Annotated in this window: 11 protein-coding genes and 1 pseudogene; 4 read left to right on the forward strand and 8 right to left on the reverse strand. The window is 56.6% G+C overall.

Going from position 1 to position 13532, the window contains the following annotated elements:
- Positions 1-3: 3 nt before the first annotated feature.
- Positions 4-1017 carry a LacI family DNA-binding transcriptional regulator gene (locus tag O3S68_RS05740; protein WP_269231016.1) on the reverse strand — a complete coding sequence of 338 codons (1014 nt, stop codon included), beginning with the start codon at positions 1015-1017 and terminating at the stop codon, positions 4-6.
- Positions 1018-1339: 322 nt separating this feature from the next.
- Here O3S68_RS05740 and O3S68_RS05745 point away from each other — a divergent pair, with 322 nt between their 5' ends.
- Together O3S68_RS05745 and O3S68_RS05750 are read left to right on the forward strand one after the other, a co-directional pair.
- Complete coding sequence (locus O3S68_RS05745; protein WP_269231017.1) at positions 1340-2536, forward strand: L-talarate/galactarate dehydratase; 1197 nt, start codon at positions 1340-1342, stop codon at positions 2534-2536.
- Positions 2537-2615: 79 nt separating this feature from the next.
- The gene (locus O3S68_RS05750; protein ID WP_269231018.1) at positions 2616-3926 is read left to right on the forward strand and encodes an MFS transporter; all 1311 of its coding nucleotides are present in this window, start codon (positions 2616-2618) and stop codon (positions 3924-3926) included.
- Between the two features lie 65 nt (positions 3927-3991).
- On the opposite strand, the gene O3S68_RS05755 is transcribed toward O3S68_RS05750, so the two are convergent.
- The 7 genes and pseudogenes from O3S68_RS05755 to O3S68_RS05785 form a co-directional block, all read right to left on the reverse strand.
- Positions 3992-4885: a transporter substrate-binding domain-containing protein gene (locus O3S68_RS05755; RefSeq protein WP_269231019.1), complete on the reverse strand. Its 894-nt coding sequence runs from the start codon at positions 4883-4885 to the stop codon at positions 3992-3994.
- Between the two features lie 9 nt (positions 4886-4894).
- The gene (locus O3S68_RS05760) at positions 4895-5668 is read right to left on the reverse strand and encodes an amino acid ABC transporter ATP-binding protein (protein WP_016496021.1); all 774 of its coding nucleotides are present in this window, start codon (positions 5666-5668) and stop codon (positions 4895-4897) included.
- Positions 5652-6575, reverse strand: coding sequence for an amino acid ABC transporter permease (locus O3S68_RS05765; RefSeq protein ID WP_269231020.1), 924 nt, complete (start codon positions 6573-6575; stop codon positions 5652-5654). Before O3S68_RS05765 ends, O3S68_RS05760 begins: the two co-directional genes overlap by 17 nt.
- A 9-nt stretch (positions 6576-6584) precedes the next feature.
- Entirely contained in the window at positions 6585-7094 is a 510-nt protein-coding gene (locus O3S68_RS05770; RefSeq protein WP_269231021.1) for a GNAT family N-acetyltransferase, read from the reverse strand.
- Positions 7095-7104: 10 nt separating this feature from the next.
- Positions 7105-9368 (reverse strand): annotated as a pseudogene (locus O3S68_RS05775) (NtaA/DmoA family FMN-dependent monooxygenase).
- A gap of 65 nt (positions 9369-9433) precedes the next feature.
- Positions 9434-10555 carry an amidohydrolase gene (locus tag O3S68_RS05780; protein ID WP_016496016.1) on the reverse strand — a complete coding sequence of 374 codons (1122 nt, stop codon included), beginning with the start codon at positions 10553-10555 and terminating at the stop codon, positions 9434-9436.
- Positions 10552-11568 carry an MsnO8 family LLM class oxidoreductase gene (locus O3S68_RS05785; protein WP_269231022.1) on the reverse strand — a complete coding sequence of 339 codons (1017 nt, stop codon included), beginning with the start codon at positions 11566-11568 and terminating at the stop codon, positions 10552-10554. The genes O3S68_RS05780 and O3S68_RS05785 overlap by 4 nt, the downstream gene beginning before the upstream one ends.
- 153 nt (positions 11569-11721) lie before the next feature.
- Here O3S68_RS05785 and O3S68_RS05790 point away from each other — a divergent pair, with 153 nt between their 5' ends.
- Together O3S68_RS05790 and ansP are read left to right on the forward strand one after the other, a co-directional pair.
- Complete coding sequence (locus O3S68_RS05790) at positions 11722-12036, forward strand: hypothetical protein (RefSeq protein WP_045508294.1); 315 nt, start codon at positions 11722-11724, stop codon at positions 12034-12036.
- A complete protein-coding gene (ansP, locus tag O3S68_RS05795; protein ID WP_249881836.1) occupies positions 12033-13505 on the forward strand; it encodes an L-asparagine permease in 1473 nt (490 codons plus the stop codon). The genes O3S68_RS05790 and ansP overlap by 4 nt, the downstream gene beginning before the upstream one ends.
- Positions 13506-13532 lie beyond the last annotated feature (27 nt).

The raw sequence follows: 13532 nt of genomic DNA on the forward strand, positions 1-13532 counted from the left end.
AGATCACGCTGATTCCCGTTCAATAAAGTGAAAACCGATATCCACAATCTCCTCCCCGGAACGTGCTCCTTCGATGCGTTCCATCAGCAGGGTTGCCGCGCGCTGGCCGATGATTTTCCTGTCGACGCTCACCGTGGTGATGGCTGGGTTATTCCCGGCGGCGAAATCGAGATCGCCAAAACCAATGACCGCCAGATCCTGCGGTACGCGCATGCCACGCGCCTGCGCCTCGACAATAGCCCCCTGCGCCAGCGTGTCGGAGCTGCAAACAATGACATCGGACTCACCCAGCGCCAGCAACTGCGATAACCCTTCGCGCCCTGAGGTAAATCGTGCCGGCAGCGCCACATCCACACTGAGCGGATCGGTAATGCCATGCCGCGCCAGCGCTTCACACAGCCCGGCTTTACGCTGCGAGGCGCGTTTATCCACCGTCCACAGCAACCCCGGACGGCGATACCCTTTGCGCAACAGGTACTCTGCGGTAGCCTGCCCCACTTTTTCATGCGAAAAACCGACCAGCATATCGAGCGGTGTGGGCGTTAGATCCCAGATTTCCACTACCGGCACACTGGCGTTGAGGATCACCTTTTTCAAATCGGTTGAGTGGTGAATACCGGTCAGCACAATGCCATCCGGGCGGCGCGACAACAGCGCAGCGACCAGATCCGCTTCGGTTTGCTGGGTATAACCGGCGACACACAGCAGCATATGGTAGCCGCGCATCGCCAGTTCATCGCTGATGGCCTGAATCGTATCGACAAACATATTGTTGTTGATCTGCGGGACGACCACGGCAATCAATTTACTGCGCCGCGATGCCAGGCCACCGGCCAGCGCGTTCGGGATATAACCCGTTGCTTTAACGGCGGCGAGCACTTTTTCCACCGTTTTCGGGCGTACCAGTTGCGGCGTGTTAAGCGCCCGACTTACGGTCATTGAGGAAAGCCCCGCAGCACGGGCAACATCTTCCAGCGTGGGCGCGCGCGGGAGTACAGGACGGGCGGTTTTCGACATGTTCACTCACAGAGAACCAGACGGTTATTGGCGATGAATAGTTTCAGTGTTTGTATTATACCCCTTTCTTCTTTCATTGCCTGTCTGCCCTCATAAATCAGTGAGTTAACTCGCATATCACCCTGCAAATGTTATCGCTATCATTTTGTTGCGTGAGGCGATCTCACCAACGGGGAAATGTGATTAAGGTAGCAATAACACCCCTTTTTAGCGCCGGGTTTGTGATCGGTTGTACAAAATCCCCTCCTTTTTCTGGTGAATGTTTTTCTGTCGATCTACAAATGTTAGCGCAAACATCATTGTTATTCACAGGAGCAAAACCATGACCGTAAGTGCTAATTCCGATGCCGTAACCTACGCCCGCGCGTCCAGTGTCAAAACCGCTGCTGAAACCGGCGACCGCATCGAGTGGGTAAAACTCTCCCTCGCCTTTTTACCGCTGGCGACACCGGTCAGTGATGCGAAGGTGCTGACCGGGCGGCAAAAACCGCTGACAGAAGTGGCGATTATTATTGCCGAAATCCGCAGCCGCGACGGTTTCGAAGGCGTCGGTTTTAGTTACTCCAAACGCGCCGGCGGCCAGGGGATTTACGCCCATGCCAGAGAGATTGCCGATAACCTGCTCGGTGAAGATCCCAACGATATCGACAAGATTTACACCAGGCTGCTGTGGGCGGGTGCCTCCGTGGGGCGCAGCGGCATGGCGGTGCAGGCCATCTCCCCTATCGATATTGCGCTGTGGGATATGAAAGCCAAACGCGCCGGTTTGCCGCTGGCGAAGCTGCTCGGCGCGCAACGCGATTCCGTGCAGTGCTACAACACCTCGGGCGGTTTTCTGCATACCCCGCTGGAGCAGGTGCTGAAAAATGTCATTATTTCGCGTGAAAATGGCATCGGCGGTATCAAAATTAAAGTCGGCCAGCCGGATACCAAAGAGGACATTCGCCGTCTCACCGCCGTGCGCGAAGCGCTGGGCGATGACTTCCCGCTGATGGTGGATGCCAACCAGCAATGGGATCGCGAAACGGCGATTCGTATGGGACGCCAGATGGAAAAATTTAACCTTATCTGGATTGAAGAGCCGCTCGATGCCTATGACGTTGAAGGCCATGCCCAGCTTGCGGCTGCGCTGGATACGCCGATCGCCACCGGCGAGATGCTCACCAGTTTCCGTGAACATGAACAACTGATCCTCGGCAACGCCAGCGATTTTGTGCAGCCGGACGCACCGCGCGTTGGCGGGATCTCGCCGTTCCTGAAAATCATGGATCTGGCGGCCAGACACAACCGCAAGCTGGCACCGCATTTTGCCATGGAAGTGCATTTGCACCTGTCTGCCGCCTACCCGCTGGAGCCGTGGCTGGAGCACTTCGAATGGCTCAATCCGCTATTTAACGAACAGCTTGAACTGCGCGATGGCCGGATGTATGTCTCCGACCGCCACGGTCTGGGCTTCACGCTGAGCGAACAGGCACGCGCCTGGACTCAGCAAAGCTGCGAATTCGGCAAACGCCCATAATCATCGATTCCGGACGGGAGGCCCCTTCCGTCTTTTTTGTACCCTACACCCGACATTCAACCCTGTTAAAGGAGTTGTGATGAATACAATAATTAAACGCACCAATGTGCGTTACGGCATTCTGTTATTTTTATTTCTTGCTACGGTATTTAATTATGCCGACCGCGCGACGCTTTCGGTTGTCGCGCCAATAATGAGTAAAGAGTTAGGTTTTGATCCCGAAGCGTTAGGTCTCGCATTTTCCGTATTTGGTATCTCCTATGTGGTAATGCAAATTCCCGGCGGCTGGCTGCTGGACAAATATGGTTCACGGTTAGTTTATGGTGCGGCGTTGATTGGCTGGTCAATCGTCACGATGTTTCAGGGTACGATTTATCTCTATGCCAGCCCGCTTATTGTGCTGGTTGTGCTGCGCCTGATGATGGGGGCCATTGAAGCGCCCGCCTTCCCGGCCAACAGCCGTCTTAGCGTGCAGTGGTTTCCTGATAAAGAGCGTGGTTTCGTCACGGCGGTTTACCAGGCTGCGCAATATATTTCGTTAGGTATTATCACTCCGCTGATGACGATTATTTTGCACACCCTGAGTTGGCATTATGTTTTCTATTATATTGGCGCGACTGGCGTAGTGCTGGGGATATTCTGGTTAATTAAAGTGCGTGACCCGTTATCCCATAAGGAGATTAACCAGCAGGAGATTGATTATATTCGTGATGGCGGCGGCGAGCCGGAATTAGGCAGTAAAAAAGGACCGGCGAAAATCAGTTTCGCGCACCTAAAAAGTGTCTGCGTGAATCGCATGATGATCGGCGTTTATATTGGTCAGTTCTGCGTGACGTCAATTACCTGGTTTTTTCTCACCTGGTTTCCCACCTACCTTTATCAGGCCAAAGGGATGTCGATTTTAAAAGTGGGCTTTGTCGCCAGCATTCCGGCTATTGCCGGGTTTATCGGCGGCCTGCTGGGCGGCGTGGTATCCGACTGGCTGCTGACGCGCGGTTACAGCCTGACTACTGCGCGTAAATTCCCCGTTATCTGCGGCATGCTGCTCTCCTGCGTGATTGTGCTCGCCAATTACACCGATTCAGAAGTGGTGGTGATTGCCGCCATGAGCGTTGCGTTCTTCGCCAAAGGGTTTGGCAACCTTGGCTGGTGCGTGCTCAGCGATACGTCGCCAAAAGAGGTGCTGGGAATAGCCGGTGGCGTGTTCAATATGTGCGGCAATCTGGCGAGCATTGTTACACCTCTGGTGATTGGTGTGATCCTCACCAATACCCATTCCTTTGATTACGCGATCCTCTATGTCGGCTCAATGGGGCTGATTGGTCTCTTCTCGTACCTGTTTATTGTTGGTTCGCTGGCGCGAATTACGCTTACGCCGACCACAGCCTGAAACTGGCGACCCGATGCGCCACGCTGTTCCGCAAGTTGTACTCCCGGCGGAACAGCGTTTTTTGTTTAATCGTAGGTGATCCCCGGCGGGTTGACCTGCGAATGTTCAACCGCTTCCCCCTGCTCTCCCCAGCGCGCCAGCACCTGTTGATATTCACCGCGCGCGATTGCGCCATCCAGCGCCGCCTGCAAGGCATACACCAGGCCGTTCCCTTTTTTCGTGGTGGTTGCGACCCACGCTTTTTTCGGCCCCAGGCCGACAACTTTCGTGTTGCCGTTAAGCGCCGCTTTGTAGGCTGCGACGGACTGCGGGCCAAACACCACATCCGCGCGACCGGACTGAATATACAAATTCCCCGAGGCGTCATCAGTCAGATAAATCGGCTGCGCTAACGGGCGACCGGCGGCCTGGTTCTCTTCATTCCAGCGCAGCAAAATACGCTCCTGATTGGTGCCGGAACCGACAATCACTTTACGCCCGGCGAGATCGCCTGCGGAGCGGATGGCCTGAATTGCGCTGGAGGATTTCACCGAAAACGCCAGTGAATCGGCGCGGTAGGTGGCGAAGTCAAACTTCTGTTTGCGCGCTTCGGTAACCGCGATATTCACCAGCGCGACATCATAACGCCCGGAAGTAATGCCCAGCGGCCAGTCTTCCCATGCGGTTGGCACCAGCCTGAGCTTTAAACCGAGGCTTTGCGCCAGTAAACGGGCGATATCCGGATCGCTGCCGATGCGTGTGCGATTATCGCTGGCGACCAGCGCCAGTGGCGGTGAGTTAAGCGCCGAGATCGCCACGGTTAACGTTCCCGGTTCGACAAAGCGATAATCCGCCGGGATTTTCGCAATCGCCGCGACGTTGCGCTGCACGGTAACCGGCTGTTCATTAGCCTTTAAATCCAGTTGTCCGGCGGCGAAACTGCCCGTGCTGACCAGCAGCAGCGCCAGTAATCGTTTCATGGTGGCTCCTTATAAGACCTTCGATAAAAACTGGCGTGTACGCGGATGCTGCGGGTGATTCAGCACCTCGTCGCTGCTTCCCTGTTCAACAATTTTGCCCTCGACCATAAACACCACCTGATCGGCGACTTCGCGGGCAAAGCCAATTTCATGCGTCACCACCACCAGCGTGGACCCGGCGCGCGCCAGCTTTTTGATCACATCCAGCACCTCACCCACCAGTTCCGGATCCAGCGCCGATGTCGGCTCATCGAATAACATCACCCGCGGGCGCAGCGAAAGCGCGCGGGCAATGGCGATGCGCTGCTGCTGTCCGCCGGAAAGATGGCGTGACCAGGCATCGGCTTTATTACGCAATCCCACCACATCCAACAGATCGTATGCCTGTTCGATGGCCTCTTTACGGCTCAGCTTTTTGTGGGCAATCGGCGCTTCAATCAGGTTTTCCAGCACCGTCAGGTGCGGGAACAAATTGAAATTCTGAAACACATACCCGACGTTAACGCGCTGGCGCAAAATCTCCTTCTCTTTCAACTCATACAGTTTGTCGCCGTGCAGGCGATAACCGATGTATTCGCCATCAATGCGTATAAACCCTTCATCCACGCGCTCAAGGTGATTAATGGTGCGCAGCAGCGTCGATTTCCCGGAGCCGGATGGCCCCAGGATCACCGTGACCGAACCGGGCGGGATCTCCAGCGACACCTCATCCAGCGCTTTATGGCGACCAAAATATTTGCTGACGCCGGTAATCGAAATATGACCATTAAGAGAGGTTGGCATGAACAGCCTCCTGCGGTTGCGCCACGCGGGCAGTGGAATATGAACGAATCCGCGAGGGTGAAATGGCTGAACGCCGTTCGCTGCGCGCCAGCCAGCGTTCAACCAGATACTGAATGGCCGACAGCACGCTGGTGATCACCAGATACCACACTGCGCCAACCATCAGCAGCGGGATAACCTCCTGCGTGCGGTTGTAAATCATCTGAATGGTGTAAAACAGCTCCGGCATCGCCAGCACATAAACCATCGCAGTGCCTTTGGCGAGGCTGATTATCTCGTTAAAACCGGAGGGTAAAATCGTGCGCAGCGCCTGCGGCAGAATAATGCGCAGCGTGCGCCGCCAGGCGGGTAACCCCAGCGCGGCCGCCGCTTCGTACTGCCCGTGATCAACCCCAAGAAAGCCGCCGCGAATAATCTCGGCGGTATAGGCACTTTGCACCAGCGTCAACCCGACAACCGCCGTGGAAAACTGCCCCAGTACATTGATGGTTTGATAGCTCGCCCACTCAATGCCGGTAAACGGAATGCCGAGCGATAGGGTGTCGTACAGATAGGAGAAGTTATAAAGAATGATCAGCACCACAATCAGCGGCAGCGAGCGAAACAGCCAGATATAACTCCACGCAAGGCTACTCAGCAGCCACGATGACGAAAGCCTGGCTAGCGCCAGTAAACCGCCGAAAATCACGCTCAGCGCCGTGCCGAGCAAGGTCAGCAACAGCGTCTGCCCTAACCCTTCGAGGATCACCGGGTCGAAAAACCAATGGGCAAACACTTTCCATTCCCAGCGCGGGTTAAAAGCCACGGACTGAACAATCGCCGCCAGCACAAACAGGGCGACAAGTGCGCCGACCGTGCGCAGTGGGTAGCGCGCGGGCACCACCTTGATGGTTTCTGTATTCTTCATGGTCGCTCCTCAGGCGGTTTTGCTTAAACGCTCAACCGACAACGCTTTGCTAAAGCGCAGCCGACCGTCGAACGGCGGCTGGCTGTACTCTTCCGGATCGCGATGGATATCAAACTGCGGCTGATAGCCCTGGCTCAGATACAGCCGCACCGCTTCCGGCTGGCGAAAACCGGTGGTCAGGTAGATGTGGCTGTAACCGGCCAGTACCGCGCGCCGCTCCAGCTCCTGCACGATTCTGGCCGCCAGCCCTTGCTTACGCAGTTCATGCTTCGTCCAGATGCGTTTGATCTCCGCCGTATGGGCATCAAACGGTTTGTAGGCACCGGTCGCGATAATTTCTCCCTCACGCTCCAGCACAATAAACAGCCCCTGCGGCGCCAAATACCACTCGGTGAGTTCCACTTCGGCGCTGCGGGAAAAATAGTCGCCATAGCGGGCAGCGTATTCGCCAAACAGCCCGTCTAAAACCGGCTGCAATTCCGGTGCGTCTGGCGAGACATCGCGGAAACGTTCACTCATGACTGCCTCCTTAATCGCCAAGCCCCGCCGGATTCACCTCCGACGCCGGAATACGCTCGACGCCCTCGCCCCAGCGATTGAGCACCTTGTCGTAGTCGCCGGTTTTGATCGCGCCATTGAGCGCCGTTTGCACCGGTTCAACCAGCCCGCTGCCTTTACGCAGGGTGACCGCGATATGCGCCGCTTTCGGCCAGCCGCCGTCCACGCTGCCAACCAGTTTGGTTTTGCCGGTCAGCGCCGCTTTCCATGCGCCGATGACGTTCGGGCCAAAATAAGCGTCGGCGCGACCAGATTGCAGCGCCAGCGTCTGGGCAGCATCATCTTTGGTGTAGACCGGCGTAAAGGGTTTCAGCCCCTTTTTCACGTTTTCCGCGTTCCACGCCAGCAGGATCGCCTCTTGGTTCGTGCCGGAGCCGACAATAATGCGCAGCCCGGCAATGTCTTCCGCTTTCTCAATCGATGTCAGAGGACTGGTGGATTTGACGTAAAAACCGAGGGAATCCTTGCGGTAAGTGGCGAAGTCGAACTTCGCTTTGCGCTCTTTGGTGACGGTAATATTGCTGATCGCCGCATCATATTTGCCGGAGGTGACGCCGAGCGGCCAGTCCTCCCACGATGTCGGCAACACGTTCAGCTCCAGACCTAAGCTGCTGGCCACCAGGCGGGCAATGTCCACTTCGCTGCCGAGCAGGGTTTTATTGTCATCCGCAAAGACCGTCAGCGGCGGCGAGTTGAGCGCTGCCACGGCGACGGTCAGTTTCCCCGGTACGACAAAGTGGTAATCCTTCGGCAACTGCGCAATGGCTTGCGCGTTTTTCGCGGTGGTGATCGGCGTTTTGTTGGCTTCCAGGCTCACGCCCGTCCCATTGATATTGACATCTTCGGCCCAGGCCAGTGGTGTCAGGGCCAGCGTTGCCGCCAGCAATAGTGATGTTTTCTGCATAGCGTTTTCTTCTTTTATTGTTGTGAGGACGGATGAACAGGCAGCGGTAAACCTAAACTCTCGCGCAGCGTCGTGCCGGGGTATTCCGTGCGGAACAGGCCGCGGGCCTGCAGCAATGGCACCACTTTTTCGACAAAGCGCGGGAACGTATCCGGCGTACCGCCCTGGATGATAAAGCCGTCGGCGGCGTAGCTTTCGAACCACTGTTGCAGGCCATCGGCCACTTGCTGCGCCGTGCCGGAAAAGCGTGGGCGCGGCGAGGCGCTCTCCAGCGCCACCTGGCGCAGCGTTAACTGACGCTCGCGCGCATTACGCTTGATCTCATCGGTGGTGCTGCGAAAACTGTTTTGCCCCAAATCGCCGATATCCGGGAACGGCTCGTCGAGCGGGTACTGGCTGAAGTCATGGTGTTCGAAATAGCGCCCGAGGTAGTTCAGCGCATCCGTAATGGAGACCAGCGCGGCGGTGGTCTGGTACTGCTGTTCAGCATCTTCTTCGCTGTCGCCGACAATCACGCTGACGCCCTGGAAAATATGCAGGTCATCATGGCGGCGGCCATATTTTTCCAGCTGATTTTTCACATCGCGATAAAACGTTTTAGCTTCATCAAGCGTCTCCTGATGCGTAAAAATGGCGTCGGCGTGACGGGCGGCCAGTTGTTTTCCATCGTCTGAAGCACCGGCCTGGAAAATAATCGGTCGCCCCTGCGGTGTGCGGCCAATATTAAGCGGCCCGGCAACCTGGAAAAAATCACCGTGGTGATTCAGCGGGTGTAATTTAGTGGCGTCAAAGAATTGTCCGGTGGCTTTATTGCGCACAAACGCGTCCTCTTCCCAGGAGTTCCATAACCCTTTCACCACATCGAGATATTCATCGGCAATGCGGTAACGTAAGGCGTGATCCGGGTGCTGCGCGCGGGAGAAGTTTTTCGCCGAACCCTCCAGCGGCGAGGTCACCACGTTCCAGCCCGCACGGCCATTGCTCAGATGATCAAGGCTTGCGAACTGGCGCGCGACGGTAAATGGCTCGCTGTAGGAGGTGGAAAGTGTGCCTACCAGACCGAGGTGCGAGGTCACGCTGGCGAGCGCGGATAAAACTGTAATGGGTTCAAAACGGTTTAAAAAATGCGGGATCGATTTTTCGTTGATATATAAGCCGTCGGCGACAAAGAGAAAGTCCAGTTTCCCCTGTTCGGCGATACGCGCGGTTTCCTGCACGAAGCCAAAATTAATGCTGGCATCGGCGAGCGCCGCCGGATGTCGCCACGCGGACATATTTCCCGACGCGCCATGTAATATGGTGCCAAGCCGCAGTTGTCGTGCTGTAGACATAATCGATCCTCATATTCAGGCAACAGGTGGCCCGGAGCGTGCGCCCCAGGCAGACAAATTTCACATCAGGATTGCAGCAGTGCTTTTTCTGCCAGCAGCGCGAAATAACGCGCCGCCTCTTCGATTAACGCTTCATCGGGGTTAAACGCCGGGTGGTGCAGGCCGTAATCGCTGTCGCTACCGATGCTGACAAACGCGCCGGGAATATGCTGCAAATAGACGGCGAAATCCTCGCCCCCCATGTGCAGATCCGCCTCCTGTGTCTGGTAACCGTGCCAGTCGGCGACATCGCGGGCGAACGTGGCCCAGCGATCGTGATTGACCAGCGCGGCAGGTCCTGCAAACCAGCGCACCGTGATATTGGCGTCAAACGCCTGCGCCAGACCGGCGGCAATATCGTCGACGCGGCGTTTCACCGTGTCGCGCACCGCCGCCTGGTGAGTACGCAGTGTGCCTTCCAGCTCGACATGTTCCGGCAGCACATTCCACGTATTGCCCCCCTGAATGCGGGTGACGCTCAGCACCACCGACTCCAGCGTATTGACGTTACGGCTGGCAATGCTTTGCAGCGCGACCACCAGCTGGCTGGCGAGCAAAATGGCGTCGTTACCTTCGTGCGGGCGTGCGGCGTGCGCGCCTTTGCCGGTGACGGTCAGCGAAAAGCGATCCACATTGGCGTAAAACGCGCCGCCGCGCGTGGCAAACGATCCGACCGGTAAGCCAGGTTCGTTATGCATGCCAAAGATGGCGCTAACGTTGTCCAGTGCGCCGGCGTCGATCAGCCGTTTCGCGCCGCCAAAATTCTCTTCTGCAGGCTGGAACAGAATGCGTACTCTGCCCGGCAGTTGCGGCTCTTTCTGTTTCAGCAGCAGCGCCGCGCCGAGCATGACGCTGGAGTGAATATCATGCCCGCAGGCGTGCATCACGCCAGGGTTGCGCGAGGCAAACGGCACGTCGACCGCTTCTTCTATCGGTAAGGCATCGATATCGGCGCGCAGGGCGATCACTTTTTCGCCGCTGCCCACTTCCGCAACCACGCCTGTCGGCAGGCTTAACGGCAGCAATCTCAGCCCGGCGCTCTCCAGCCAGTGGCGAATGCGCCGGGTGGTTTCAAACTCCTGCAACGACAACTCCGGGTGCTGGTGTAACTCGCGTCGCCAGTCGATCAGTTGTTCCGCAAAGCTCATCCCGCCACCTCCTGCGTTGCTTTGGTGTTGGCGTGGGCTTGCGCCAGCCGTAATACAGAGGTCAGCCGCGCGCTGCCTTCGCTGATCGGCGTATCGATAATAAATTCATCAATGGCGAACTGCTGGTGCAGATGATCCAGCCCCGCCAGAACCTGCTGTGGCGTGCCGGCGATCAGTGACGGTTCGCGTTTTGCGATGCGCACTGCCGGGCTGCCTGCCTGGCGGGCAAACGCCTGACCTTGCGCCTCGCTGGCGACGCTCACCCGCTGGCCGTTTGCCAGCTCAACGCCCCAGATTTCAACCTGTTGCGCCAGCACATTCGCCTGGGCTTCGGTTTCCGCGACGATCACCTGCACGGCAACCAGCGTGTCGCGCTGGCTCTGCTGCTGCCACTGCGTGACAACGTCACGCAAAAGGGCTTTGTCCCCGTTGAGATGGGCGGCAAAAACGAAATTCCAGTCCAGCTTTGCCGCAAGCGCCGCGCTTTCGAGGCTTGCGCCGAGCAGAAAACTGTCTGCACGCTGCGGGGGTAACGGCGTTGCCAGCACGGTTTCTTCGGCGTGGTCATTTTTTGCCAGGGATAACCAGTTATCCAGCTGCGCCAGTTGATCGGCAAAACTGCCCTTTTCGGCGCTGTTTATTCCTTGCTGCAGTGCGCGGGTGGAGAGCGGCAAGCCGCCGGGAGCTTTGCCAACGCCAAGATCAACGCGGCCCGGCGCAAGGGTTGCCAGCAGGTTGAAGTTTTCTGCGACTTTGAACGGGCTGTAATGTTGCAGCATCACCCCGCCGGAACCGACGCGAATTCGCCGCGTTTGACCCAGTATCCAGGCGATAACCAGCTCCGGCGACGGGCTGGCCAGCTGGGTGGTGTTGTGATGTTCGGCAATCCAGAAGCGGTGATAGCCCCAGTTTTCCGCCTGCTGCGCCAGTTGCAGCGTGCGGGCCAGGGCGTCCTGTGCGGTTTCGTGCTCCGCGATGGGGCTTTTATCCAGCAAACTCAGGCGATAAGACATGCAATAGACTCGCGTTAGAGAAGATAACCCCATTAATAGGGCGACGCGCGCATGCTGTGAAACAATTAATTTACATTAAATAAGCAAAAAATTTGCAAAGACGTTGTTCCCCGGCGCTGCACTTACTTTCTGTGCGAAAGACAATCCGGCAATATGTTTGCAAATTTGTTACATATTCGTATTACTGATGGTGGTTTTTTCTGTTGCATTTTTCAGCAAGTTGAATCATTTGCACTGCTTGTCCCTGCCAACCTCACAATTTCCGCTAATAGTCGGCTGCGATGGCACTGGTATGTTTTGCGTCGTATATCGATTGCGGTTACGATGCTGCGCCATGTTTGGTCTTATCCATACGAAGAAACACTGGAAAGACAGAACATTTTCCCGCGCCAGGCAATCGATTGGTTTTCTGCCTGCCGGGTAGAGGAATTCCGCAAGGTTCAGACAGGTAAACAGGTAACGCAATGAAAACAGACAACAACGTCACGGATCATCACGCCGCGAAACGACGCTGGCTCAATTCTCACGAAGAGGGCTACAACCGCGCGATGGGTAACCGCCAGGTGCAAATGATTGCTATCGGCGGCGCAATCGGTACGGGTTTATTTCTGGGCGCAGGTGCCCGACTGCAGATGGCGGGGCCGTCGCTGGCTATCGTTTATCTGGTGTGTGGTATTTTCTCCTTCTTCATTCTGCGCGCGCTGGGCGAACTGGTATTACACCGCCCTTCCAGCGGCAGCTTCGTCTCTTATGCGCGTGAGTTCCTTGGCGAAAAAGCCGCGTATGTCGCCGGCTGGATGTATTTCATCAACTGGGCGATGACCGGCATCGTGGATATCACCGCCGTTGCGCTTTATATGCATTACTGGGGTGCGTTTGGCGATGTGCCGCAATGGGTGTTCGCCCTTGGCGCGCTGGCGATTGTCGGCACCATGAACATGATCGGCGTGAAGTGGTTCGCAGAGATGGAGTTCTGGTTTGCGCTGGTCAAAGTGCTGGCGATTGTGGTGTTCCTGGTCGTCGGGACGATTTTCCTCGGCAGTGGTAAACCGCTCGATGGCGGCGCGACCGGCTTCCATTTGATCACCGATAACGGCGGTTTCTTCCCGCACGGCCTGTTACCGGCACTGGTGCTGGTGCAGGGCGTGGTGTTCGCATTCGCCTCTATTGAACTGGTTGGTACGGCGGCGGGCGAATGTAAAGATCCGCAGACCATGGTGCCGAAAGCTATTAACAGCGTTATCTGGCGTATCGGTCTGTTCTATGTCGGCTCCGTGGTGCTGCTGGTTCTGTTGCTGCCGTGGAATGCTTATCAGGCGGGGCAAAGCCCGTTTGTCACCTTCTTCTCCAAACTGGGCGTGCCGTATATCGGCGACATTATGAATATGGTGGTGCTGACTGCCGCGCTCTCCAGCCTCAACTCCGGGCTTTACAGCACGGGGCGTATTCTGCGCTCGATGTCGATGGGCGGTTCCGCACCGAAATTTATGTCGAAAATGAGCCGCCACCACGTACCTTACGCGGGCATTCTGGCGACCATTTGCGTCTATATTGTTGGCGTGTTCCTGAACTACCTGGTGCCATCGCAGGTGTTTGAAATCGTGCTTAACGTTGCCTCGCTGGGGATTATTGCTTCCTGGGGCTTTATCGTGGTGTGCCAGATGCGTCTGCGCAAAGCTATCCACGAAGGCAAAGCGGCGGATGTCAGCTTTAAAATGCCTGGCGCTCCGGTGACCTCTTGGCTGACGCTGCTGTTCCTGCTTAGCGTGCTGGTGCTGATGGCGTTCGATTATCCGAACGGCACGTACACCATCGGTTCTATTCCGCTGATCGCGGTGTTGTTGGTTGCGGGCTGGTTTGGCGTGCGTAAGCGCGTTAATGAGATCCATAGCACCGCGCCGGTTCATCCGGATGCCGCACAGAAGACACGTTCGTAACACGTCATAAAAGCAAAAAGCCGCAGC

The organism is Kosakonia sp. SOY2 (genome assembly GCF_027109175.1).
Taxonomy (GTDB): Bacteria; Pseudomonadota; Gammaproteobacteria; order Enterobacterales; family Enterobacteriaceae; genus Kosakonia.

Coding starts and splice junctions, on each gene's coding strand:
- O3S68_RS05765 (WP_269231020.1), bottom strand. CDS start 6,575: ATGAAGAATACAGAAACCATCAAGGTGGTGCCCGCGCGCTACCCACTG.
- O3S68_RS05750 (WP_269231018.1), top strand. CDS start 2,616: ATGAATACAATAATTAAACGCACCAATGTGCGTTACGGCATTCTGTTA.
- O3S68_RS05770 (WP_269231021.1), bottom strand. CDS start 7,094: ATGAGTGAACGTTTCCGCGATGTCTCGCCAGACGCACCGGAATTGCAG.
- O3S68_RS05780 (WP_016496016.1), bottom strand. CDS start 10,555: ATGAGCTTTGCGGAACAACTGATCGACTGGCGACGCGAGTTACACCAG.
- ansP (WP_249881836.1), top strand. CDS start 12,033: ATGAAAACAGACAACAACGTCACGGATCATCACGCCGCGAAACGACGC.
- O3S68_RS05740 (WP_269231016.1), bottom strand. CDS start 1,017: ATGTCGAAAACCGCCCGTCCTGTACTCCCGCGCGCGCCCACGCTGGAA.
- O3S68_RS05785 (WP_269231022.1), bottom strand. CDS start 11,568: ATGTCTTATCGCCTGAGTTTGCTGGATAAAAGCCCCATCGCGGAGCAC.
- O3S68_RS05790 (WP_045508294.1), top strand. CDS start 11,722: ATGTTTGCAAATTTGTTACATATTCGTATTACTGATGGTGGTTTTTTC.
- O3S68_RS05760 (WP_016496021.1), bottom strand. CDS start 5,668: ATGCCAACCTCTCTTAATGGTCATATTTCGATTACCGGCGTCAGCAAA.
- O3S68_RS05755 (WP_269231019.1), bottom strand. CDS start 4,885: ATGAAACGATTACTGGCGCTGCTGCTGGTCAGCACGGGCAGTTTCGCC.
- O3S68_RS05745 (WP_269231017.1), top strand. CDS start 1,340: ATGACCGTAAGTGCTAATTCCGATGCCGTAACCTACGCCCGCGCGTCC.